Consider the following 24,148-nt stretch of genomic DNA (forward strand, 5'->3'; position numbering starts at 1 on the left):
GACCTCCCAAAACAGCGATGCCGTGCCACCCAAGCAGCACGGCATACCAAACAAAACGGGTGGGAGTACTCAACCCAGCACCGAAGTGGCCTCCATCTCGCGCCGGATTTGGTAGGCGTGGGTGCTGGTGTCCATGGCCACGTCGTCCCAAGTCAGGCTTTGGCCTTTGGCCACGGGGCGAATGACTTTGACACCATGGGCCAGGCCCAGCGGCACGCCACCCATGCGCTTGGAGGTGGCGGCAGGCAGCAGCTTGCCCCAGACGGTGTAGCCGCCCTCCCCGTCCAGCATTTCGCCGGGTTTCAGGTCGCGCTTGGCGGTGGCCACCACGTCGGCGTTCCAGCCGATGGCCACGCCTGTGGGCTCGTTGCGCAGGGCGACGCTGGCCACGCTCACCCCCACTTCCAGACCGATCAGGTGCCAGCGCTTGTAGAGCGTGAAGTAACGGCCAGACGGATCGGTGTGGGCGTTGTACTCTTCAAAGCAGTTCTTGATGTAGTCGGTCTCGGCCTCCACCGTGACCCACACGCCCATGCGGATGTCGTAAGGGATCTGGCGGCCGTCTTTTTCCAGGCTGGAGATCACCTCCACCATGCCCTTGCGCTCCAGCACACCGCCCTCCGAGATCGGGCGGGTGACGTAGGGGATGTCTTCGACGCTGGCGGGCGGGTAGAGCAAACCGTTGCTGGGCACGCCCAAACCTGTGGCATTGGAGACCGCGGTGCTCTCGATCGAGGGCTTGGAGCCGTCGAGGAAGCTGTTGAACATTTTGGGGTTGAGGCCGCCGCGCTCGGCTTGCTCAGGCGTCAAGCCGTAATAGCCCCAGACCGTTTCGGGTGTCGATTCAGAAAAATGCGGCAACCACTTGTGGCCTCGGCCTGCCGCCACCACCGGAAAACCGCAGGTGCGGGCCCAATCCACCAGATCGCAAATCAGCGCAGGCTGGTCACCAAAGGCCAGCGAATACACCACGCCCGCTGTCTTCGCGCGGGTGGCGAGCAAGGGGCCGCAAAAGGCGTCGGCCTCTACAGTCACGTTGACCACATGCTTTCGGTTCGCAAAGGCTTCCAGGATGTGGTCTACCGCGTGCAGGGGTGAGCCGGTGCATTCCACGACCACGTCCACCGCCGGGTGGCGCACCAGGCTTTGCCAGTCGTCGCCCACATGGGTGGTGCCGTGTTTCACGGCTTCATCAAGGCTGCCGGCCGTGAGGCGCTCGGCTTCCCAGCCCACGCGGGCCAGATTGACCCGGGCGTTGACGGGCGACAAGTCCGCAATGCCCACCAGGTGCACGCCGGGGGTGCGTGGAATTTGCGCCAGGTACATGGAACCGAATTTGCCCGCGCCAATCAGGCCGATGCGAATGGGGCGGTTCTCGGCTGCGCGTTGCAGGAGTTTGGCGTGCAGGTTCATGCGGAGGCTTTCGGTTCATCCAATCACAGTGCAGCTCAGCAAGCGGTCTCGGCTTGCCAAATATTTGATCCACTTTACCCTTTCTCTGCGTGCCATGGTCGACGCTCGGCCCTCAAAAAAGTCTCGCGCGCGACCCGCCGACCCAAACGTTTGATGACCCCCATCCAAGCACTCCGAATCACTCAATGGGATAATTCAGCCCCATGACGATCACCATCAAAACCGCCGAAGACATCGAAGGCATGCGCGTGGCTTGCCGCTTGGCCTCGGAAGTCCTCGACTACATCGAGCCCTTCATCAAACCGGGCATCACCACCAACGAGATTGACAAGCTCTGCCATGACTACATGGTCAATGTGCAAGGCTGCATTCCAGCACCGCTGAATTACGCACCCGGCGGCTACAAGCCCTACCCCAAATCGATCTGCACCTCGATCAACCACCAGGTGTGCCACGGCATCCCGAACGACAAGCCGCTCAAAAAAGGCGATTCGCTCAACATCGACATCACCACCATCAAGGATGGTTGGCACGGAGACACCAGCCGCATGTTTCATGTGGGCGAAGCTTCGATTGCGGCCAAACGACTGGCCAGCCTGACGTATGAAGCCATGTGGAAAGGCATCGAGCAGGTCAAACCCGGTGCCCACCTGGGCGACATTGGCCACGCTATTCAGAAATTTGCCGAAGGCCACGGCTTTTCGGTGGTGCGCGAGTTTTGTGGCCACGGCATTGGGCGCGGATTCCACGAAGAGCCGCAGGTGTTGCACTACGGCAAACCCGGCACCCTGACCGAATTGGTCCCTGGCATGGTCTTCACCATCGAGCCGATGATCAATGCGGGCAAGCGTGACATCAAGGAAATGGGCGATGGCTGGACCATTGTCACCAAAGACCACTCCTTGTCCGCCCAATGGGAGCACACTGTGGCGGTCACCGAAACCGGCTACGAGGTGTTGACCTTGTCGGCCGGCAGCCCGCCAATCCCGGCTTTCATCACCCAAAAAGCCATCGCCTGACATGGACGGCCCGGTCCCCACGGCCGATCTGGCTGCCCTGCGCGACAGCTACAAGCAAGACAAAGCGACTGTTTTGCACACACTGGCCCACAGCGGTGCGGTCACTCGGGGCCTGAAGCAAACCTTGCGTCAACTGTCCATCCTGGCCGATGGTTTGCTGATTGAGCTGTGGCACAACGCTGGCTTTTCGCCCGAGCTGTGTCTGGTGGCCGTGGGCGGCTTCGGCCGGGCCGAGCTGTTTCCTTATTCCGATGTGGATGTGCTGGTGCTTTTGCCGGACGGCCAATCACCCGAAAACAACCCCGAGTTGCAAGGCCAGCTCGAGCGCTTCATCGGCAGCTGCTGGGACACGGGCCTCGAAATTGGCGCGAGCGTGCGCACCTTGAGCGAGTGCCTGTCCGAGTCGGCCAAAGACATCACGGTACAAACCTCGCTGCTGGAGTCGCGCCGTGTGACCGGCAACACCCGTTTGTTTGCCGAGTTTCAAAAACAGTTCCTCGCGGCCATGGACCCGCAGGCCTTCCTGGTGGCCAAAACCCTGGAAATGCGGCAGCGTCATACCAAATTCGAAGACACGCCTTATGCCCTGGAGCCCAACTGCAAGGAGTCTCCCGGTGGCTTGCGCGATCTGCAGGTGATTTTGTGGGTGGCCCGTGCCGCAGGCCTGGGCCAAAGCTGGGACGAGCTGGCCCGCAAAGGCCTGGCCACAGCGCTGGAAGCGCGGCAAATCAAACGCAACGAAGCCTTGCTGGGGCTGATCCGTGCCCGCTTGCATTTGCAAGCGAAGCGGCGCGAAGACCGCTTGGTGTTTGATCTGCAAACCAATGTGGCCGAGTCGTTTGGCTATGCGTCCGACGTGACGCCGGAAGGCCGACTGGCTTTGCGTGCCAGCGAAAAGCTGATGCGCCAATACTACTGGGCCGCCAAGGCAGTTATGCAGCTCAACCAGATCCTGTTGCTCAACATCGAAGACCGGCTCAAAGCCGATCGGGGTGAATCCGTCAACGATTTCCGGCCCCTGAACGAGCGCTTCTTTGAAAAAGCGGGCCTGATCGAGGTGGCCAGCGACGACCTCTACCAAAAACACCCCCACGCGATCCTCGAGACCTTTTTGCTGTACCAGGCCACGCCGGGTGTGAAAGGCTTTTCGGCCAGAACCCTGCGTGCGCTTTACAACGTGCGGGCCATCATGAATGGGCGTTTCCGCGCCGACCCGGTCAACCGCCAAACTTTTTTGCAGATCCTGCAACAGCCCCAGGGCATCACGCACGCGATGCGCCTGATGAACGAGACTTCGGTGCTGGGGCGTTACCTGTGGGTGTTTCGGCGCATCGTGGGCCAGATGCAGCACGACCTGTTTCACGCCTACACGGTGGACCAGCACATCCTGATGGTGCTGCGCAATGTGCGGCGCTTTTTCATGCCCGAGCATGCGCACGAGTACCCCTTTTGCTCGCAGCTGGCGGGGGGCTGGGACAAGCCCTGGATTTTGTACACGGCCGCGCTGTTTCACGATATCGCCAAAGGCCGCGGCGGTGACCACTCCAAACTGGGGTGCACCGAAGTGCGCACCTTCTGCCGCCAACACCAAATCGACAAGGCGGATGCGCAACTGATCGAATTTCTGGTGGGTGAACACCTGACGATGAGCCATGTGGCCCAGAAAGAGGACCTGAGCGACCCGGAAGTCATCGGCCGCTTTGCCCAGCGCGTTGGCAATGAGCGTCGGCTCACGGCCCTGTATTTGCTCACGGTGGCCGACATCCGGGGCACCAGCCCCAAAGTGTGGAACGCCTGGAAAGGCAAGCTGCTGGAAGACCTCTACAAAGCCACGCTGCGTGTGCTCGGTGGCCGTGCCCCCGACGCCAATGCCGAGGTGGAAGCCCGCAAGCGCGAGGCGCTCATCGAACTGGCCCGACAGGCGCAACCGCACGAAGGCCACAAGGCCCTGTGGGACACCCTGGACGTGAGCTACTTCATGCGCCACGATGCGTCCGACATCGCCTGGCATGCACGGCAGCTCTCACGGCACGTGGCCAGGCCTGCGCCGGAACAAACGCGGACCATTGTGCGGGCCCGCCCCTCCCCCGTCGGAGAAGGTTTGCAAGTGCTGGTGTTCACACCCGACCAAGCAGACCTGTTTGCCCGCATCTGCGGGCACTTTGACCAATCAGGCTTCAGCGTGCTGGACGCCAAGATTCACACCACCCGCAGCGGTTGGGCGCTGGACACTTTCCAGATCGTCACCACCATGCTGCCTGAGCATTACCGGGAGCTGATGACCATGGTCGAATCGGGCCTGACACAGACGCTGGAGCGCCAAGGCCCCTTACCCACGCCCACCAAAGGCCGGGTGTCACGCCGGGTGAAAAGCTTCCCGATCACCCCACGGGTCACCCTCAAACCCGACGAAAAAGCGCAAAACTGGCTGCTCAGCATCTCGGCCAGCGACCGCAATGGCCTGCTCTACAGCATCGCCCGCGTTCTGGCCAAGCACGGCATTGACCTGCAACTGGCCAAGATCAGCACTTTGGGCGAACGCGTCGAAGACACCTTCCTGATCAGCGGCGCCGAGTTGCAGCAAAACAAGGCGCAGATCGAGATCGAGACGGAGCTGCTGGCGGCGCTGCAGGCGGGGTAAGGCCAGTCAGCTGGCCTCTTGGTCAAGCTTTTCGGCGTGGTGGCAGACCGGTGTGCTGCGTGAGCATCTGGCCTTTTTTCGGCTGACCCGACCGCTTGGCCGCGGTCGACAAAGCCACCGATGACTTCCCGCCCGCGCCCGTGCTGTTCTTGCGTCGTGCGCTCTTGTAGCCCTCTTCAGCCAGCGGCTGCCAGCTCGGGATCAAATGGTGTTTCCCGTTACCAATCAGGTCTGAGCGCCCCATGGCTTTGAGCGCTTCGCGCAGCAACGGCCAGTTGTTGGCGTCGTGGTAGCGCAAAAATGCCTTGTGCAGGCGGCGGCGTTTGTCGCCTTTGACGATGTCCACCTTTTCACTGTCGCGGGTGATTTTGCGCAGCGGGTTGCGGGTGGAGTGGTACATGGCCGTGGCCGTGGCCATGGGGCTGGGGTAGAAGGTTTGAACCTGGTCGGCCCTAAAGCCGTTCTTTTTGAGCCAGATGGCCAGGTTCATCATGTCTTCGTCACTGGTGCCCGGGTGGGCGGCGATGAAGTAAGGGATGAGAAACTGCTTTTTACCGGCCTCTTCGCTGTACTTGTCGAACATGGTCTTGAAGCGGTCGTAGGTGCCGATGCCCGGCTTCATCATCTTGGACAGCGGGCCGCCCTCAGTGTGTTCGGGCGCGATCTTCAGGTAGCCGCCCACATGGTGCTGCACCAGCTCTTTCACATACTCGGGCGACTGCACGGCCAGGTCGTAACGCAGACCGGAGCCGATCAGGATCTTCTTGATGCCCTTCAAGTTGCGCGCACGGCGGTACATGTTGATCAGCGGGCCGTGGTCGGTGGTCAGGTTCTGGCAGATGCCGGGGAACACGCAACTGGGTTTGCGGCAGGCCGATTCGATCTCGGGGCTGCGGCAGCCCAGGCGGTACATATTGGCCGTGGGGCCACCCAGGTCAGAGATGACGCCCGTAAAGCCTTTGACCTTGTCGCGGATGTCTTCCACCTCGCGGATGACCGATTCTTCGGAGCGGCTCTGGATGATGCGGCCTTCGTGCTCGGTGATGGAGCAAAAGGTGCAGCCGCCAAAGCAGCCGCGCATGATGTTCACGGAAAAGCGGATCATTTCCCACGCGGGGATTTTGGTCGCGTGGTCGTGGCTGCCGTTTTCGTCGGCATAGCGCGGGTGCGGGCTGCGGGCATACGGCAGATCGAACACATGGTCCATCTCAGCGGTGGTGAGCGGGATGGGCGGCGGTGTGATCCACACGTCGCGAGCGGTGGCGCCCTCCCCGTGCGCTTGCACCAGGCAGCGGGCGTTGCCTGGGTTGGTTTCTAGGTGCAGCACGCGGTTGGCGTGGGCATAGAGCACCGGGTCGGACTTGACCTGCTCGTAGCTGGGCAGGCGGATCACGCTTTTGTCGCGGGGCGGGACTTTGTGGGTGCCTTTGCCGCGCAAAGCGGGGTTGAGCACAAAGGTGAGCGGCTGTATAGCGGCTTGCACGGTGCGGGCCTGGGCCACGGCGGTGGACAAATCGGCTTCAATGCTTTGCGCGTTGTGGGCATCGGCCACTTCCTTGGCCTCTTCCTCACGCGCACAGGTCGCGCCCTGCTCCCGCGCTTGGTCCGAAATCATCAAATACGGGTTGATGTGCGCCTCCACATGCCCGGGCGTGTCAACACTGGTGGAGTCGATCTCGAACCAACCCTCGGGGGTTTCGCGCCGCACAAAGGCGGTGCCGCGCACGTCGGTGATTTGCTGCACGGGCTCGCGGGCGGCCAGGCGGTGGGCAATCTCGACAATCGCCCGCTCGGCGTTGCCGTACAAGAGCAGGTCGCACTTGCTGTCCACCACGATGGAGCGGCGCACCTTGTCCGACCAGTAGTCGTAATGCGCGATGCGGCGCAGGCTGCCTTCGATGCCGCCGAGCACGATGGGCACTTCCGGGAAGGCCTCGCGGCAGCGCTGGCTGTACACGATGGCCGCGCGGTCGGGCCGCTTGCCGCCCACATCACCCGGGGTGTAGGCGTCGTCGCTGCGGATTTTGCGGTCCGCCGTGTAGCGGTTGATCATGGAATCCATGTTGCCGCTGGTCACACCCCAGAACAGGTTGGGTTTGCCCAGGGCCTTGAAGGGCTTGGGACTGGTCCAGTCGGGCTGGGCGATGATGCCGACCCGAAAACCCTGGTTTTCCAGCATGCGGCCAATGACCGACATGCCAAAACTGGGGTGGTCCACATAGGCGTCACCGGTGACGATGATGATGTCGCAGCTGTCCCAGCCCAGTTGGGTCATTTCCTCGCGGCTCATCGGCAAAAATGGGGCCGTGCCAAAGCGCTGCGCCCAGTACTTGCGGTAACTGGTCAGCGGCTTGGCGTCGCGCGGGAAGAAAGAGACGTCGGTGAAGGCGTTCATGGGCTCGGTATCGGGATAACCCGCTAGTGTAGGGGTTCGGGGGTGGGCTTGAGAAAGCAGTGGGTATTCAGCCAAAAAGAGGCAAATCCGCATGACCGGGTGGTTTGAATCCGGCCATCACCGCATCCAGGACAATCGAGCCATGCCGTTCTCGCTCGCCCGTCCCGCTCACCACGAGTTGATCATCAAAAAAAGCCGTTTCATCGCCTGCGTCGAAACGGTCTCTAGGCGTGACGAAGCGCTCAACCGTGTGGCGCAACTCAAGGCTCAGCACCCGGACGCCGCCCATGTCTGCTGGGCCCTGCTCGCGGGTGGGCAGTCGGCCGCCAACGACGACGGTGAACCGGGCGGCACCGCCGGTCGCCCCATGCTGGAGGTGCTACGGCACCAGGACCTTGACGGCGTGCTGGCCTCGGTGGTGCGTTATTTTGGCGGCGTGAAGCTGGGTGCAGGCGGTCTGGTGCGGGCCTACACCGACGCGGTCGCGCAAGCCTTATTGACAGCAGACAAGGTGGCACGGATCAAGACACAGCAACTGGCCTGTAGAGTGCCCTATGCACTGGAAGGCCTCGTTCGCAGGGAGCTGGAGGGGGTACAAGCCGTGTTGAACAGCGTCACACACGCCAGCATGGTGCGCCTGCAATTTGAATTGCCTGAAACCCAAGCCGCGGCCTTGGTGACGCGCCTGAACGAGAGTGGGCGCGGCCAGTTGATTTGGCTGGACACCGAACAAGGGGCTTGAAGTCCCCCGGATAATGGCGGCATGTCAGAACTTGTCCCCTTGAACAGCCCGCGCTCCAAAACCGATCTTTTTGTGTCTTTCACCCTGCTGGCACTGCAGGGTTTTGGTGGCGTATTGGCTGTGGTTCAGCGCGAACTGGTCGAGAAAAAGCGCTGGATGACCCGCGAGCAATTTATCGAAGACTGGGCTGTCGCCCAGGTCATGCCCGGCCCCAATGTGGTCAATCTCTCGCTGATGATCGGCGGGCGTTACTTTGGCCTGCAGGGTGCATTGGCAGGCGTGGCGGGCATGCTGGCCGCCCCCTTGGTGGTGGTTTTGCTGTTGGCTGTGGCTTTTGGCGGCGTGTCGCAAGAGCCGTGGGCACAAGGCGCCTTGCGTGGCATGGGCGCGGTCTCGGCGGGTCTGATTGCGGCGGTGGGCCTCAAACTGATCACGGCCCTGCGCCACAACCCGATGGGCAAACCGGTCTGCATCGCTTTGGCTGCAGCCACTTTCGCTGGGGTTGGGGTATTGCGATGGCCCTTGTTTGTGGTGCTGCTGGGCACGGGCTTGATCGCTTGCGCTTGGGCCTATCTGCAACTGGCACGACAAGCCAGCCAGACCTGGGGTTCGCCATGAACCCGGTGCTGCAACTGTCGGTCCACGATTGGCTGAGCCTGTTCAGCCACTTTGCCTCTTTGTCGCTGCTGGCCGTAGGTGGCGCGATCACCACCGCGCCGGACATGCACCGCTACCTGGTGGATGAAACACATTGGCTGAGCGAGTCGCAATTCACCTCGTCGATTGCGTTGGCGCAGTCTGCACCAGGGCCCAATATTTTGTTTGTGGCGCTGATGGGCTTCAACGTGGGCTTGAACGCCGCAGCCGGTCTGGGCGGCGGCTGGTTCAGTGCTGCCCTGGCCAGTTTGGGTGTGTTGCTGGCCATGTTGGGCATCATGCTGCCCTCTTCCATCCTGACCTACACGGCCACGCGCTGGGCGCACCAACACCGCGACAAGCTGGGCATCCGGGCCTTCAAATCGGGCATGGCTCCCATCGTGATTGCGCTTTTGTTGAGCACGGCCTGGCTGCTCACCATCAGCCACAACCAGCCTGCACGCGACTGGCCTTTGTACGTGTTGACCGCCGTCACCACCCTGGTGGTCTGGCGCACCCGGGTCCACATGCTGTGGTTGATCGGCCTGGGTGCCCTGCTCGGTGGGCTGGGCTGGGTCTGAGTCCGATCAACGCGGGTTCTCGAAGAACACCGTGTTCGAGTAATCGCTGACCTCGAAGTACACCTTCTTTTCGTCGGGATCGGCCACCCTGTTCAGGTTCTCATCGAGCACGCCATAGCCGTAGCGGTAGGCGCGTGGCGCTTTGTCATCGGTACCCAAGGCGGTGCTGATCTTGTCCACCTTCAAAAAACGGCGCACCAGTTTGTCTCCGGCATACACCTCCAACACGCCATTGGTGCCCGTCCAGTTCTGGATGTCGCGGCTGATCTTGTTTTGCTGCTCTTGGGTGCAAGCGGCCAGCAGGCTGGCGGTGACGAGCAAGGCGGTCAGTGCGATACGCTGCGTGTTCTTGGACATTCAAAACCCCTTTTCAGCTCAACTGCGCTGACGCAGCGCCTCGTACAGGCACACACCACTGGCCACCGATACGTTCAAGCTCTCGACCGCGCCGCGCATGGGAATGCTCACCAGCTCGTCACAATTCTTGCGGGTCAACTGGCGCATGCCGGTGCCCTCGGCGCCCAGCACCAAGGCGGTGGGCACTTTCAGGTCGGCTTGGTAAATCGTGCGAGGCGCATCGTCGCTCGTACCGATCACCCAGATTCTGCGCTCCTTGAGCTCGCCCAAGGTCCGCGCCAGATTGGTCACCATGAAGTACGGCATGGTTTCGGCCGCACCGCTGGCGACTTTGGCCACGGTGGCGTTGATGCCGGCGGCATGGTCTTTGGGGGCAATGACCGCATGTGCGCCCGCTCCGTCGGCCACGCGCAGGCAAGCGCCCAGATTGTGCGGGTCGGTCACGCCATCCAGCACCAAGAGCAAGGGTGGGCCTTCGACGGTGTCAAGCAGATCGTCAAGGGAATGGTTTTGGGGGATGGGCGTGACCAGGGCGACCACGCCCTGGTGGCCATGGCCCCCGGCCAGCTTGGCCAGGCGCTCGTTGTCCGACTCGATCAGGCGCATGCCCGAATCACGGGCCTTGTCGATGAACTGCCGCATCCGGGCGTCGCGGCGCGCGACCTCGTAATGGATTTCAACAACGGATTGAGGGGCGATCTTGAGGCGAACGCCCACGGCATGGAAGCCGAACAGCACTTTGTGGGATGACATCCGGTGATTATCGTTGCTCCGCCGAAGCGCCAGCCGCCTCAGACAAGCGTCCCGCCTGAATCACCAGGCTGCGCTCGCAACGGGCGGCCAACTGCCGGTCGTGTGTGACCAAGACCAAGGTGGTGCCTTGTTCGCGGTTGAGCGCAAACATCAAGTCCATGATGGCCTCGCCCGTGGCGTGGTCCAGGCTGCCCGTAGGCTCATCGGCCAGCAGCAAATCGGGCTGCACCACAAAAGCGCGGGCCAGGGCCACGCGCTGCTGCTCGCCGCCGCTGAGCACTTTGGGCAGGTGCTTGAGGCGCTCGGCCAAACCCACCCGCTGCAGCATGGCGGTGGCGGTGCTGCGGGCATCCGGCCGATCGGCCAGCTCCAGCGGCAGCATCACGTTCTCGAGGGCCGTGAGGTTGGGCATGAGCTGAAAGCTCTGGAACACAAAACCCACATGCTGGGCGCGCACAGCGGCGCGTTCGTCTTCGGACAAATCAAACAGCGATTGCCCGGCCAACAGCACCTGCCCGGCACTGGGTGTATCGAGGCCCGCCAGGATGGCCAGCAGCGTGCTTTTGCCCGAACCGGAAGCACCGACAATCGCAGCGGTTTCCCCGGCGTTCAATGAGAAATCGATATCGCGCAAAATGTCCAGCTGCCCGCTGGCATCTTGCACACTTTTCGAGACGCCACGCACGGCAATGATAGATTCAGGCATGCACACACCTTTGTTGAGACGACGCCACTTTAACTGGACCCTGCTGGCCCTTGCCGGCTGGGGCTTTGCCCTGCCTGTGCCAGCGGCTGCTGCGCAGCGCATTTTGGTGCTGGGCGACTCGCTGAGTGCCGAATATGGCCTTGCCCGCGGCACAGGTTGGGTGGCTTTGCTGCAAAAACAATTGGACAAAGAAAAGCCCGGTGTGCAAGTCATCAACGCCAGCATCAGCGGCGACACCACTTCGGGCGGGCGCTCTCGCCTGCCCGCCTTGCTCAAACGACACCAGCCCAGCCATGTGGTCATCGAGCTGGGCGGCAACGACGCGCTGCGTGGGCTGCCTATGGCGATGACGCAAAGCAACCTGCTGGACATGACCCAACAAGCCCAAGCCGCTGGGGCCCAGGTGCTGCTGCTGGGCATGCAAATGCCGCCGAATTACGGCCCCGACATGGCCCGCCAGTTTGAAGCGGCGTTTGCCCAAGTGGCCAAAAGCCAAAAGGCGGCGCTGGTGCCCTTCTTTTTGAAAGGCATTGGCGACGACCCCGAGCCGCTCAAATGGTTCCAGGCCGACCGCATCCACCCCAATGAAGCCGCGCAGCCGCGCATGCTGGCCAACCTCTGGCCCACTTTGAAGAAACAACTGAAATGAGCGTTCACCTGATCTCGGCCTCGGATGCCATGGCCCAACTGGACCAGTTTGATGCCATCCTCGACGCCCGCTCGGAGGGCGAGCACGCCGAAGACCACCTGCCCGGCGCCCTCAGCTGGCCGTCGCTCAACAACGAAGAGCGCATCAAGGTGGGCACGCTGTACAAGCAGGTCAACCCTTTTGAGGCGCAAAAAGTGGGCGCCGCGCTGGTGGCCAAAAACATCGCCCGCCACATCGAAATCCATGTCATGGACAAGCCCAAGAACTGGCAGCCGCTGGTGTATTGCTGGCGCGGGGGCAAGCGCAGCAACTCGCTGGCGCTGATTCTGGGGCAGATCGGCTTCAAGGTGCACCTGATCGAAGGCGGCTACAAGGCCTTTCGCAAAGCCGTGATGGAAGACACGCCCCGCCAGGCGCAGCGCCTGCAGTTCAAGGTCTTGTGCGGACCCACCGGCTCGGGCAAGACCCGCTTGCTGCAAGCCTTGGCGCAAGAAGGTGCGCAGGTGCTGGACCTGGAAGCCATTGCCTGCCACCGCAGCTCGGTGCTGGGCCTGATTCCCGGCACGCCGCAGCCCACCCAAAAGGCGTTTGACACGCAGGTGTGGGACGCCTTGCGCGGCTTCAGTGCAGACCGCCCGGTGTTTGTGGAAGCCGAAAGCAAAAAAGTGGGCAATCTGGCGGTACCCGATGCATTGATGGCCGCCATGCGGGCCAGCCCCTGCCTGCGGGTGGACCTGTCGCTGGAAAACAGGGTGAATTTGCTGCTGGAAGACTATGCGTTTTTCACGCAAGACCGCGCCTTGTTTGCCGACCGCCTGGAGCGCCTGACGGCCCTGCGCGGCAAGGCCGTGGTGCAAGGCTGGCAAGAGCGCATCGAGCGAGGCGAAATGCGCGAAGTGGTGACCGAATTGTTGTCAGCCCACTACGATCCGGGCTACGAGACGTCCACGGGCCACAACTTTGTGCATTACGCCCAAGCCCCGCTGGTCACACCTGCGAGCCACAGCATGGCGGACATGCGGGCCTTGGCCCGCGAACTGGTGCAAGCAAGGCCTCAAAATCGTCCATGAGTTGCAGACCCTGTGGGCCTGAAGCATTCAGGCCGCTGGCGTTTGTTCGCCGGCAGCATCGGGCGCTGATGGCGCAGGGTCTGCATCGATCACCGCATCCGGATCGGAGCCGTCTTCGGGCAAGAGGCCGGATTTGCGTTCGGACTTGGCCTTGAGCTTGTCTTCTTTTTTGCGTTTCTTGGCCAATTCTTTCTGGCGTTTTTCGAATCCGTAGTTGGGTGTGGCCAAGATGGCTCCTTTAATTTGAGCTGCCCAATGTAACAGCTTCTTGAGGCCCTTCTTCCCATTCAACGCTGCCCCGATAAGCGTGCCAGCTGGCATGACCCAGCCATGGCCCGACCACGATGATGCCCAAGGCCCAAGGCCACAGGGCCGCCAACACCAAGACACTGAGCAGCAAGCCCCACAGCAGCATCACCCCGGGGTGCGAAAAAACCACCCGCATGCTCGTCAACACCGCAGAAATGGCGTCGGTGTCGCGGTCCAGAATCATGGGAATCGACACCACCGACAGGCCATAGACCAGGGCAGCAAATACGCCTCCCACGGCTAGGTAAACCAGGATGAATTCGAGGTTTTGTGGGTTGAACACGGCCTCGATCACCCCCGTGGTCGAGGGCATGCCGGTGTTGAAGAAAACCGCAAACACCACCAGCGATGCCCTGCCCCACAGCAGCTCCAGCACCATCAGGACCAACACCAGCATGGCCATGCTGCGGATGTGCTGGTCCCAACACATGAGCGAGGTGGCCATGTCGGGCAACTCGCCCCGCTCGCGCTTGCGGCTGACCTCGTACAGGCCCATGGCCAAAAAAGGCCCGACCAGCAAGCAGCCCGAAACCAGCGACAAGGTGTATTCCGGCTTGTGTTTGAACACCAAGCCCAGCACCTGTGCCATGCCCCAAAAACACAAGCCATAAAGCAGGGCGATGCCCGGATGCTGTCGCAGGTCCAGAAGGCCCCTAGCCAACCAGCGAAAAGGGTCTGCCCAGCCCAGAGGCCGCATGTGCGAGCGTGGCCCTTCGGGCGGTGGCGGCACATAGGGCGCCGCCATCGTGGGCAGCTCTGCATCAGGGTCGTGGGACTGGTTGGCAGCGGTCATGGCAAAGAGACGGATTCAAGCATGGAAAGTCCTCAGGGTACTGCCACTGCCAAGCTTTGAAAAGTCAGGAAAGCCCCCAACGAAGTGGGTGCGCGGCGGAAAAATGCGCCTCAGTGTCACCTGTGCGATCAGGTCATGGGCAAATGCGTCTGTACAGCTTGATGCAAGTCAAGGATCAGATCCTGCGCGGACTCCAGACCCATGGAAAAACGCACCAGGGTGCCGCGCTGCAGGTGTGCGGGCCAGGCCTGGCGCATGGCTGCGATGTCGTAGGGCACGACCAGGCTCACGGGGCCGCCCCAGCTGTAACCGATCCTGAAAAGTTTCAGGCCATCGCAAAACGCGTCGACCTGGGCTTGGCTGTAACGGGCGTCGATCATCACGCTGAACAAGCCCGCGGCCAGTCCCGTGCCGGGCACACGGTCACACAGGGCTTGCCAATGCACATGGCCAGGCGCCCCTTCAAAAGCCGGATGCAACAGTTGCGCACATTGCGGCTGGCTTTGCCACCAAGCGGCGAGCGCACGGGCAGTCTGGTCGTGCGCCCTGTACCGCAGATCGATGCTGGGCAATGAGCGCAGCACGGTTTCGGCATCGTTGGCGGCCACACCCAGACCCAGGCGCATGTGACAAAGCTTGATTTTCAGGTGCAAGGCCGCATCGCGGGTGATCACGCTGCCCATGAGCACATCGCCGCCGCCGCTGGGGTATTTGGTGAGCGCATGAGCGCTGATGTCCACCGACAGACTGCCCTGCGCGCCTGCACCGTCGCCCAGCAAATCAAAGGGCTTGAAGGCCAGGCCCGCACCCCAGGTGTTGTCGAGGGCACACAACACGCCGCGCGCGCGGCACAGGCGCACCATCTCGGGCAAATCGGGAAACTCCATGCTCACCGAGCCCGGGGCTTCAAGCCACACCAACCGGGTGCGGTCCGTGATCTGCCTGGCGAGATCCTGCGGATCCATCGGGTCGTAAAAGCGGTGTGTGATGCCGAAATGGCGCAACTCGCCATCGGCCAGCGCCTTGTTGGGGCCATAGGCGTTGTCCGGGATCAACACCTCGTCGCCGGTTTTCAGCACTGCCAGGGCCACCAGGGCCAGAGCCGCCAGGCCGCTGGGGACCAACACGCACTGCAGCCCCCCCTCCAAACTGCACAGACGTTCTTCAAGCAAGTAGGTGGTGGGCGTGCCGTGCAGCCCGTAGGTGTAGGCGGACTTGTCTTTCCACTCACGCTGGCGCATATCGGCCACGGTCGGGAAGTACACCGTTGAAGCCTTGAAGACGCCCGGCTGGGGGGCCTCAAAACCGGCTGGCGGCGTGTAGGGGTGGTGGATCAGGCCAGTGGCCATGTGGGCGAAAGAGGCGTTTAGGGATTCTGCTTGCATCCGCGCATCCTAATGCAAACAGCCTCCCGAAGGAGGCTGTTGAAAGACCATACAGGGTATGTCCGAGTGCGCTCAAACGCTCCACTTTTCAAGGAGTTTTTCGGGACGCATGTTGTCATACGGCTCGAAGGGCTGGTGAATCCAGGGGTTGGTGGGCAAATCTTCGACCGAGTAATCGGGCTTGAAGGTGGACACGCCTTTGGTCCAGATCACGGCGGTGCGTAATTCGGTGACCGGCTTGTAGTTGTTTTTCAACTGGTCCACCACGGCACGCAAGGTGTGGCCTGTGTCGGCCAGGTCGTCGACCAGCAGCACTTTGCCAGCGATCTCACCCTTGGGGGTGGTGATGTAGCGGGCGATGTCCAAGTGGCCCTGGACCGTGCCAGCTTCGGCGCGGTAGGAGCTGGTGGACATGATGGCCAAGGGTTTATCAAAGACGCGCGACAAGATGTCGCCAGGGCGCATGCCGCCACGGGCCAAGCACAGGATGTTGTCAAATTGCCAGCCAGATTGGTGGATCTTGATGACGAGTTTTTCGATGAGGTTGTGGTACTCGTCGTAACTCACGTACAGGTGCTTGCCGTCTTCGGTCAACATGGGGTGAACTCCAGTGAAAAATCAGTGTGGGTGAAAAAGTCGTCGAAGGGAATCAGGCTGCAAACGGGTTGTGCAGCAAGATCGTGTGGTCACGGTCCGGGCTGGTCGACACCACATGCACCGGAACACCCGTGACTTGGGCGATGCGGTCCAGGTAATGACGGGCGGTGGCCGGCAGCTTGTCCATCTCGGTCACGCCCACGGTGGTTTCGGTCCAGCCGGGAATCACTTCGTAAATCGGTTTGCAGCGGGCGATCTCATCCGCCCCCATGGGCAGGATGTCGATGACTTCGCCATCCAGCTCGTAGCCGGTGCACAGCAGCAGCTCTTTCAAGCCGTCCAGCACGTCGAGCTTGGTAATGCACAGGCCACTCAAACCGTTGACCTGGGCGCTGCGCTTGAGCAAAGCGGCATCGAACCAGCCGCAGCGGCGCGAACGACCGGTGGTCACGCCTTTTTCAGCCCCCACTGTGGACATGTGGTAACCGGGTGTGCCAGGGGTTTCCCAGTCAAGCTCGGTGGGGAAAGGGCCACCGCCCACACGGGTGCAGTACGCCTTGGTGATGCCCAGGATGTAGTGCAGCATGCCGGGGCCGACGCCCGAACCGGCTGCAGCATTGCCCGCCACGCAGTTGCTCGAGGTCACAAACGGGTAAGTGCCGTGGTCCACGTCGAGCAAGGTGCCTTGTGCACCTTCGAACAGCAAATTGGCACCCGCCTTGTGGACGTCGTTCAGTTCGCGCGACACGTCGGCCACCATGGGCAAAAGCGCCTTGGCATACGCCATGGCTTCGTTGTACGTGGCGTCAAAATCGACAGGCGCTGCACCCAGCACATTGACCAACACTTCATTGTGCAAAGCCAGGTTTTCGCGCAGCTTGGTGGCAAAACGCTCGGGGTATTTCAGGTCTTGCACCCGCAGTGCACGGCGCGCCACCTTGTCTTCGTAAGCGGGGCCAATGCCACGGCCAGTGGTGCCGATCTTGGCCGTTCCGGCCTTTTCCTTGGCGGCTTCACGACCCACATCCAGTGCCACGTGGTAAGGCAAGATGAGCGGGCAGGCCTCGCTCACGCGCAGGCGTGAACGCACCTCGACCCCGGCTTTTTCAAGGCCTGCAATTTCTTCGAGCAATTTGGGCACCGACAGCACCACACCGTTGCCGATGTAGCACTTGACGCCTGCGCGCATGATGCCGCTGGGGATCAGGTGCAAGGCGGTTTTCACGCCATTGATCACCAAGGTATGGCCTGCGTTGTGGCCGCCTTGAAAACGGACCACGCCCTGGGCGCTTTCGGTCAGCCAATCGACCAGTTTGCCTTTGCCCTCGTCGCCCCATTGGGTGCCCACGACGACCACATTACGGCCTTGCAACTTGTTCATGCTTGAAATGTTCTTTCTCAAAGAGCCTGTACCACCCACTGCCCGGCCGCTTCTGTCAGCTCTCGGTCGCAATGGAATTCGTCAATTTCGCTTTCGTGCCCGGGCAGGACGCACACCACGGTTTCACCCTGGCTGCGCAAAGCGGCAATGGCCGTGCGCAAACTGGCCGAATGGCCCCACGGCGCACGGATGGCTGCCCGCAAAGCCAAGGGCTGGACAGCGGCCACCAATTCTTTCAAATCTAGGCTGAAGCCAACGGCGGGCCGGTCACGGTCAATGCGGTGACCGAATACAGCGCCCACACCGTCGTAACGACCGCCGCGGGCCAGCGCATCCGATGCCCCCTTGGCATAAATGGCAAAACGCATGCCGCTGTAGTAGGCGTAACCCCGCGAGTCACCCAGATCGAAACTGACGGCCACGCCCGGAATTTGCTCGGCCAGCCAGCGCAGCTGGCTCAAGGCCTGGGTGATGGCCGGGGTCGCGGGCAGGCGGCGGGCAGCCTCGTCCAGCACACGGACGTCGCCATACAAATCCACCAGCGCCAACAAACCGTTGCGCGAGGTTTCAGACAAGCCGCTGGTCAGACGGGCAATGGCGCTGGCGTCCTTGATCGCCAAGGCCGCATGGATGTCGTGCCGCAGCGCATCCGACAGGGTCTCGGACTGCAACAGGCTGTTGACAATGCGGGCGTCGGCCAGGTCCACCTGCAAATCACCCAAACGGGCGGCACGCAGGCTGTCCAGCGCCAATTGCAGAATTTCCAGATCGGCCTCGGGCCCACCGTGGCCATAGATTTCGGCCCCCAGCTGCAGAGGTTCGCGGGTGGCGTGGGGGCGTGCGGGACGAGTGTGCAGCACGGGGCCGCAGTAGCAAAGACGGGTCAAGCCGGCACGGCCGAGCAAATGTGCATCAATGCGGGCCACCTGGGGGGTGGTATCGGCACGCAAACCCAGCGTCCTACCCGACAGCTGGTCGACCAGCTTGAAGGTCTGCAAATCCAGCGCCTCACCCGTGCCGGTGAGCAGGGACTCCAAATGCTCCAGCAGCGGCGGCATGACCAACTCGTAGCCATAGCCACGGGCGGTATCGAGCAGTTCGCGGCGGAGTTCTTCGATGTGACGAGCCTCGGAGGGCAAGACATCGGCAATGTGATCCGGGAGGACCCAAGCAGACATGGGGATGGAGGGGGACGGTTAAAAAAGAGATTTTACCGGCTTGAAAGCCCGTTTCCGGGGTTGCGCTCAGGAAACAAACCAGAACAGCAACAAGCCAGCGATGACCATGGCCATCCCGAAGAAGCGGATTTGCCCGTCTTCGAGCTGCAGCAGCTGCTCAAACAGGCGTCGCCACTTCCATGGCGACACCATGGGCATCAAGCCCTCCAGGATGAGCATCAGGCCCAATGCCAGCAGGAAGGCGTCGAGCAAGATTTACTTCCGGGCAGGCGTAATGCCCGGTGTGCCGCGCATGCCCTTGAAGAATTCGGAGCTGCCCGGGTCGAGCACCATCACGTCGCTCTTGCTGGCGAAGCTGGATTTGTAAGCCTCCAGACTGCGGTAAAACTGCGCAAACTGGGGGTCACGGCCAAAGGATTCGGCATACAAGCGCGCTGCCTGCGCATCGCCCTGCCCTTTGATCTTCTGCGCATCGCGGTAAGCGTTGGCAATGGTCACTTCGCGTTGGCGGTCGGCATCGGCGCGGATTTTTTCACCCTCGGCCGCACCGGTCGAGCGCAGTTCGTTGGCCACGCGCTTGCGCTCGGCTTCCATGCGTCGGTAGACCGACTCGGTGATGGTGTCCACATAGTCTGCGCGGGTGATCCGCACATCCACCACATCGACGCCCCAGGGCTTGGCGCCCTTGACCACCAGCAGCACGGCGGCTTTCACATCGTCCATCAGCTCTTCCCGCTTGAGGGACAGCAACTCCTTGACCGTGCGCTTGTTGATTTCTTCCTGGAAAGCGTTGCGCACCACGCGGTTGAGCTGGTTGGTGCCGGCCTTCTCGTCCAGGCCCACGTTGCGAATGTAGGCCTGCGGGTCGGTAATGCGCCAGCGCACATACCAATCGATCACCACACGCTGCTTTTCAGCCGTGAGCATGGGTTCGTTGTCGGGGCTGTCCAGCGTGAGCAGACGCTTGTCGATGTAATTGACGTTTTGCAGCGGCGGCGGCAACTTGAAGTGCAAGCCGGGCTCGGTGATGACTTCCTTGATCTGACCCAAGGCATACACCACGCCGAACTGGCGCTGATCGACCACAAACACGGTAGAGCTGAACAGCACAAAGGCCACCAGCAGCGTCGAAATCCACAATCCAATGCGATTCATTTTCTTTGTCCTTATCGTGGATCGCGGTCACGCGAACGCTGCAGATCACGTGAACGTGTGTCCACAGTACCGTTGTTGGCCGCATTGCCATTGCCATTCACTGGCGCAGCGGTGGGAGCGTCCACAGCGGGAGGCGCCGTTGCGGCCACTTGCTGCATGATTTTGTCGAGCGGCAGGTACAAGAGGTTCGAGCCCTGTTTGCTGTCCACCAGCACCTTGGTCACATTGCTGTAGATCTGCTGCATGGCGTCGGTGTACATGCGGTCACGCATGACTTGGGGCGCTTTCTGGTACTCGGGCAAGATGGTCTTGAAGCGCTGGGCATCACCTTCGGCTTGCGCCACGATGCGTTCACGGTAAGCGTCAGCCTCTTCCTTCAGGCGCGAAGCGGCACCCACAGCCCGGGGCACCACATCGTTGGCATAGGCCTGGGCTTCGTTCTTGGCGCGTTCGCGCTCCTGACCGGCTTTGAGCACATCGTCAAAAGCCGCCTGAACCTGCTCGGGAGGTCGCACCCCGCCTTGCTGCAAGTTGATGCCCACCACCTCAATGCCCACCTTGTAGCGGTCCAGAATGGTCTGCATTTTTTCACGGACGCGGGGGGCGATCTGGTCGCGCTCTTCGGCCAGTGCCGAGTCCATTTTCATTTTGCCCACCACCTCGCGCACCGCCGTTTCGGCAGACTGCACCACGGCCTCGGTCGGGTTGCGGCTCTCAAACAGGTAAGCACGGGCGTCGTTCAATCGGTACTGCACGGCAAACTTGATCTCAACGATGTTCTCGTCCTCGGTCAGCATGGCCGACTCGCGCAGACCCGTGGCCTTGATGATGCTGTCGCGGCCGATGTCCACAGAACGAATTTGGGTCACGAACACCAGCTCATGACGCTGGATGGGGTAAGGCATGCGCCAGTTGAAACCGGCACCCACCGTCGAGTGGTACTTGCCAAACTGGGTGATCACGGCTTGCTGGCCTTCTTGCACAATGAAGAAGCCTGTACCCAGCCAAACCAGCAATGCGGCCCCCAGAATCACACCCAAGCCCAGGTTTTTGAAGAAAACCGGGATACCGGGGCCGCCAGAGCCACCGCCCGAGCCGCCGGGGCCTTGCGGTCTTTGAGGGCCGCCCTTGCCACCAAACAACTGACTGAGCTTGCGGTTGAAATCGCGCCACAGCTCGTCCAGATCGGGTGGACCATTGGGTTGTTGCTGCGGGCCACGACCGGGTGGCTGCTGCCAGGCGTCGGGTTTGGGGCCGGGTGGCGGCACATCGCCCGCGGGCTTGTTGCCGGCATCGGTGCTGGATTTGTCGTCGTCCCGACCCCAGCGTGGGTCATTCAGGTTGAACATGCCTCGGATCTTTGCCGGGAGCAAGGACCATCGCAGGGCTGGCAGGTGAAAATTCATGGTGAAGTGTCTTTGTCAGAATGACGAATCCGCATTGTGCCGAATTCGGAGGGGCTTCAAGGCAGATCACCCGGATATTCCCGGGACAAGTCACGGGGATCTGCGGGCTCAGGAACGGATGCGGGCATGGCAGCCTTCACGATCTCCGACAGGGCCGACCGGAGCACATCCAGCCCCTGACCCGATCGGGCGCTCAGGAAAACACGGGGCACAGAGACGCCGTCCAGCTCGTACTGGTCCTGCATCTGCAAAGGGTAACGCTCAGGGGTCAATGCATCGAGCTTGTTGAACACCAGCAATTGCTGAACGTTGTCAGCGCCGATTTCGGCCAGCACTTTTTGAACCTCGGCCATCTGTTCCGGGAAATCCGGGTTGGCCGCGTCCACCACATGCAGCAGCAAATCGGCCTCGGTCGCCTCTTGCAGTGTGGCCTGGAAAGCCTCGACCAGACCGTGCGGCAAATCACGGATGAACCCCACCGTGTCCGACAAGGACACCGAGCGCCCCGCTTCGCCCAGATACAGCTGACGCGTGGTGGTGTCCAGGGTGGCAAACAGCTGGTCGGCCGCGTAAGCACGGGCCTTGACCAGGGCATTGAACAGCGTCGACTTGCCCGCATTGGTGTAGCCCACCAGCGAGATGTTGAAGGTGTCGCGCCGCTCGCGCTGCCTGCGTTGGGTGTTGCGCTGCTTTTTAACCTTGACCAGGCGCTCTTTGATGCGCTTGATCGAGTCGTTGATCATGCGGCGGTCCAGCTCGATCTGGGTCTCGCCCGGGCCGCCGCGCATGCCGATGCCGCCGCTTTGGCGCTCCAGGTGTGACCAGCGGCGCACCAGGCGGGTGCTCAGGTACTGCTGGCGGGCCAGCTCGACTTGCAGCTTGCCTTCGTGGCTGCGCGCACGCTGGCCAAAGATTTCCAGAATCAGCAAGGTGCGGTCGTTCACGGGCAAGCCGATGTGACGCTCCAGATTGCGCTGCTGCGCTGGGCTGAGGGCCTGGTCGAACAAGACCTCAACCGCCCCGTGCATCAGGGCCAGTTCCTTGATCTCGTCGGCTTTGCCACTGCCCACAAACAGCGCCGGGTCCGGTGCCTTGCGCTTGCAGGTCAAGCGGGCAACGGGTTTGAGCCCGCCGGATTCGGCCAGAAGACCCAACTCTTGCAGCTCGCCATCGAAATGCGGCAGCCCAAAGTCAACGCCGACCAATAAGGTCGGCGCGGGTTGGCGTGAAGATGTTTCAGACAATGTCAGCAACCTGCAGCGGTGGCTTCAAACCGCTGCCGCACAAAAACGCATCAAGCGGTGATTTCACCCGTTTCGGGTGTGCTGAAGGTCACAGAACGACCGGGAACGATGGTCGAGATGGCATGTTTGTAGACCATCTGGGTCACGGTGTTGCGCAAGAGCACCACATACTGATCGAAAGATTCGATCTGGCCTTGCAGCTTGATGCCGTTGACGAGGTAAATCGAGACCGGCACATGCTCGCGGCGCAGGGCATTGAGGAAGGGGTCTTGCAGAAGTTGACCTTTGTTGCTCACGATATTCTCCGTGTTCAGAAGTTTTGAAGCTGCCACCTTACCACAGGGCAAAGGGCCGACATTCAGGAAAAATGGATTTCCTCAAATATCAACTGGATTCTTTGTCCGCATAGGGATTGGTGGATGTTTTCATTTCAATCCGCAGCGGTGTTCCCGACAAATTGAAGGCTTTGCGAAAACGCCCTTCCAAAAAGCGCTTGTAGGTGTCGGTGACGTGCTCCAGCGAATTGCCGTGGATCACGATCACGGGCGGGTTCATGCCGCCTTGGTGGGCATAACGCATTTTGGGGCGGAACATGCCGCCACGCTGCGGGCTTTGGAACTGCACCGCCTCCAGCAGCAAGCGCGTGAGGATCGGGGTGCTCATCTTGCACATGGCCGATTTGTGGGCTTGCACAATCGAGTTCCAGACCGGGCCCAGGCCCTGACGCTTCTTGGCCGAGATGAAGTGCATGTTGGCAAAGCTCAAAAAGGGCAAACGTGTCTCGATCGAGCGCTGCACCAATTGGCGCTGGTACTCATCGACCGCGTCCCATTTGTTCACCGCCAGCACCATGGCTCGGCCGCTCTCCAGCGCATAACCGGCAATGTGGGCGTCCTGGTCGGTCACACCCTGCTCGGCGTCAAGCAAAAGCAGAACCACATTGGCCGACTCGATCGCTTGCAGGGTTTTGACCACCGAGAACTTCTCGATGGCTTCAAACACCTTGCCCTTGCGGCGCAAACCAGCGGTGTCGATCAGCTCGAATTTCTGGCCCTGGCGCTCAAACGGCACACTGATCGCGTCGCGCGTGGTGCCCGGCATGTCAAAAGCCACCAGGCGCTCTTCACCCAGCCAGGTGTTGATCAGGGTGGACTTGCCCACGTTCGGGCGACCGGCCACCGCCAGCTTGATGACCGAGGGGTCTTCTTCGGTCTCTTCGGGCTCGTCGGGCAAATGCAGCAAATCGAAGGCCAGCTCCACCAGCCCCCGGGTGCCCTGTCCGTGCGCAGCCGAAATGGGGATTACTTCGCCCAAACCCAGTTCGTAGAACTCGGTCAGCTGGATGCCTTCAAGCATGCCTTCGGCCTTGTTGGCCACCAGCAGGCAAGGTTTGCCAATCTTGCGCAGGTATTTGGCAATGTCGTGGTCTTGCGCCGACAGGCCGCCCCGGGCGTCCACCACAAAAATGACCACATCCGCTTCGGCCACCGCCTGTTGGGTCTGCTTGGCCATCTCTTTGTAGATGCCGCTGCTCGCATCGGGCTCGAAACCGCCCGTGTCGATGACGATGAATTCCTGACGACCTTGTTTGCCATTGCCGTAATGGCGGTCGCGGGTCAGGCCCGCAAAATCGGCCACGATGGCATCCCGGCTCTTGGTGAGGCGGTTGAACAGCGTGGATTTGCCCACATTGGGGCGGCCAACGAGGGCCAGTACAGGTTTCACTTAAAAATTTTCC

General features: G+C 61.5%; 24 protein-coding genes. 7 read left to right on the forward strand and 17 right to left on the reverse strand.

What is annotated here, in order from left to right; genetic code table 11:
• Positions 1-69: 69 nt before the first annotated feature.
• Entirely contained in the window at positions 70-1,413 is a 1,344-nt protein-coding gene (locus tag B9Z34_RS01685; RefSeq protein ID WP_108426367.1) for an NAD(P)H-dependent oxidoreductase, read from the reverse strand.
• 203 nt (positions 1,414-1,616) lie between these two features.
• Here B9Z34_RS01685 and map point away from each other — a divergent pair, with 203 nt between their 5' ends.
• Both map and B9Z34_RS01695 read left to right on the forward strand, forming a co-directional pair.
• Entirely contained in the window at positions 1,617-2,432 is an 816-nt protein-coding gene (gene map, locus B9Z34_RS01690) for a type I methionyl aminopeptidase (RefSeq protein ID WP_108426368.1), read from the forward strand.
• 1 nt (position 2,433) lies between these two features.
• The gene (locus B9Z34_RS01695; protein WP_108426369.1) at positions 2,434-5,073 is read left to right on the forward strand and encodes a [protein-PII] uridylyltransferase; all 2,640 of its coding nucleotides are present in this window, start codon (positions 2,434-2,436) and stop codon (positions 5,071-5,073) included.
• A 22-nt stretch (positions 5,074-5,095) separates the two neighbouring features.
• On the opposite strand, the gene B9Z34_RS01700 is transcribed toward B9Z34_RS01695, so the two are convergent.
• On the reverse strand, positions 5,096-7,468 hold the full coding sequence (locus tag B9Z34_RS01700) for a YgiQ family radical SAM protein (RefSeq protein ID WP_108426370.1): 2,373 nt from the start codon (positions 7,466-7,468) through the stop codon (positions 5,096-5,098).
• Positions 7,469-7,610: 142 nt separating this feature from the next.
• Between B9Z34_RS01700 and B9Z34_RS01705 the strand changes: the two genes are divergently transcribed.
• From B9Z34_RS01705 to B9Z34_RS01715, 3 genes are read left to right on the forward strand one after another with little or no spacing between them, the layout of a single operon-like run.
• A complete protein-coding gene (locus tag B9Z34_RS01705; protein ID WP_108426371.1) occupies positions 7,611-8,210 on the forward strand; it encodes a YigZ family protein in 600 nt (199 codons plus the stop codon).
• A 21-nt stretch (positions 8,211-8,231) separates the two neighbouring features.
• A complete protein-coding gene (locus tag B9Z34_RS01710) occupies positions 8,232-8,828 on the forward strand; it encodes a chromate transporter (RefSeq protein ID WP_108426372.1) in 597 nt (198 codons plus the stop codon).
• Entirely contained in the window at positions 8,825-9,427 is a 603-nt protein-coding gene (locus B9Z34_RS01715) for a chromate transporter (protein ID WP_108426373.1), read from the forward strand. The genes B9Z34_RS01710 and B9Z34_RS01715 overlap by 4 nt, the downstream gene beginning before the upstream one ends.
• A 6-nt stretch (positions 9,428-9,433) precedes the next feature.
• Here B9Z34_RS01715 and B9Z34_RS01720 read toward each other — a convergent pair whose 3' ends face one another.
• The 3 genes from B9Z34_RS01720 to B9Z34_RS01730 are packed head-to-tail and all read right to left on the reverse strand — an operon-like array spanning position 9,434 to position 11,243.
• Positions 9,434-9,784, reverse strand: coding sequence for a hypothetical protein (locus tag B9Z34_RS01720; protein ID WP_108426374.1), 351 nt, complete (start codon positions 9,782-9,784; stop codon positions 9,434-9,436).
• A gap of 18 nt (positions 9,785-9,802) precedes the next feature.
• Positions 9,803-10,537 (reverse strand): 23S rRNA (guanosine(2251)-2'-O)-methyltransferase RlmB, encoded by a 735-nt coding sequence (gene rlmB, locus B9Z34_RS01725; RefSeq protein WP_108426375.1) that lies wholly within the window; start codon positions 10,535-10,537, stop codon positions 9,803-9,805.
• Positions 10,538-10,544: 7 nt separating this feature from the next.
• Entirely contained in the window at positions 10,545-11,243 is a 699-nt protein-coding gene (locus B9Z34_RS01730; protein ID WP_108426376.1) for an ABC transporter ATP-binding protein, read from the reverse strand.
• On the opposite strand from B9Z34_RS01730, the gene B9Z34_RS01735 reads away from it, so the two are divergent.
• Both B9Z34_RS01735 and mnmH read left to right on the forward strand, forming a co-directional pair.
• The gene (locus B9Z34_RS01735; protein ID WP_108426377.1) at positions 11,242-11,892 is read left to right on the forward strand and encodes an arylesterase; all 651 of its coding nucleotides are present in this window, start codon (positions 11,242-11,244) and stop codon (positions 11,890-11,892) included. The genes B9Z34_RS01730 and B9Z34_RS01735 overlap by 2 nt on opposite strands.
• Entirely contained in the window at positions 11,889-12,962 is a 1,074-nt protein-coding gene (gene mnmH, locus B9Z34_RS01740; RefSeq protein WP_108426378.1) for a tRNA 2-selenouridine(34) synthase MnmH, read from the forward strand. Before B9Z34_RS01735 ends, mnmH begins: the two co-directional genes overlap by 4 nt.
• A gap of 27 nt (positions 12,963-12,989) precedes the next feature.
• On the opposite strand, the gene B9Z34_RS01745 is transcribed toward mnmH, so the two are convergent.
• The 12 genes from B9Z34_RS01745 to der form a co-directional block, all read right to left on the reverse strand.
• Entirely contained in the window at positions 12,990-13,190 is a 201-nt protein-coding gene (locus B9Z34_RS01745; protein ID WP_108426379.1) for a hypothetical protein, read from the reverse strand.
• Between the two features lie 10 nt (positions 13,191-13,200).
• A complete protein-coding gene (locus tag B9Z34_RS01750) occupies positions 13,201-14,064 on the reverse strand; it encodes a DUF2189 domain-containing protein (protein WP_233249368.1) in 864 nt (287 codons plus the stop codon).
• 128 nt (positions 14,065-14,192) lie between these two features.
• Positions 14,193-15,449, reverse strand: a complete 1,257-nt coding sequence (locus B9Z34_RS01755) for a PLP-dependent transferase (RefSeq protein WP_108426380.1) — start codon at positions 15,447-15,449, stop codon at positions 14,193-14,195.
• Between the two features lie 72 nt (positions 15,450-15,521).
• Positions 15,522-16,046: a phosphoribosyltransferase gene (locus tag B9Z34_RS01760; RefSeq protein ID WP_108426381.1), complete on the reverse strand. Its 525-nt coding sequence runs from the start codon at positions 16,044-16,046 to the stop codon at positions 15,522-15,524.
• A 52-nt stretch (positions 16,047-16,098) separates the two neighbouring features.
• On the reverse strand, positions 16,099-17,427 hold the full coding sequence (locus tag B9Z34_RS01765; protein ID WP_108426382.1) for an adenylosuccinate synthase: 1,329 nt from the start codon (positions 17,425-17,427) through the stop codon (positions 16,099-16,101).
• Positions 17,428-17,444: 17 nt separating this feature from the next.
• Positions 17,445-18,605: an ATP phosphoribosyltransferase regulatory subunit gene (locus tag B9Z34_RS01770; RefSeq protein WP_108426383.1), complete on the reverse strand. Its 1,161-nt coding sequence runs from the start codon at positions 18,603-18,605 to the stop codon at positions 17,445-17,447.
• 66 nt (positions 18,606-18,671) lie between these two features.
• Complete coding sequence (locus tag B9Z34_RS01775) at positions 18,672-18,857, reverse strand: DUF2065 domain-containing protein (protein ID WP_108426384.1); 186 nt, start codon at positions 18,855-18,857, stop codon at positions 18,672-18,674.
• Positions 18,858-18,860: 3 nt separating this feature from the next.
• The gene (hflC, locus tag B9Z34_RS01780; RefSeq protein ID WP_108426385.1) at positions 18,861-19,760 is read right to left on the reverse strand and encodes a protease modulator HflC; all 900 of its coding nucleotides are present in this window, start codon (positions 19,758-19,760) and stop codon (positions 18,861-18,863) included.
• Positions 19,761-19,771: 11 nt separating this feature from the next.
• Positions 19,772-21,166: an FtsH protease activity modulator HflK gene (gene hflK, locus B9Z34_RS01785; protein ID WP_108426386.1), complete on the reverse strand. Its 1,395-nt coding sequence runs from the start codon at positions 21,164-21,166 to the stop codon at positions 19,772-19,774.
• Between the two features lie 56 nt (positions 21,167-21,222).
• Complete coding sequence (gene hflX, locus B9Z34_RS01790) at positions 21,223-22,410, reverse strand: GTPase HflX (protein ID WP_199220041.1); 1,188 nt, start codon at positions 22,408-22,410, stop codon at positions 21,223-21,225.
• A 50-nt stretch (positions 22,411-22,460) separates the two neighbouring features.
• A complete protein-coding gene (gene hfq, locus B9Z34_RS01795) occupies positions 22,461-22,724 on the reverse strand; it encodes an RNA chaperone Hfq (protein ID WP_082431612.1) in 264 nt (87 codons plus the stop codon).
• Positions 22,725-22,794: 70 nt separating this feature from the next.
• Entirely contained in the window at positions 22,795-24,135 is a 1,341-nt protein-coding gene (gene der, locus B9Z34_RS01800; protein ID WP_108426387.1) for a ribosome biogenesis GTPase Der, read from the reverse strand.
• Between the last annotated feature and the right edge of the window lie 13 nt (positions 24,136-24,148).

This window comes from Limnohabitans sp. Hippo3, assembly GCF_003063665.1.
Taxonomy (GTDB): Bacteria; Pseudomonadota; Gammaproteobacteria; order Burkholderiales; family Burkholderiaceae_C; genus Limnohabitans_A.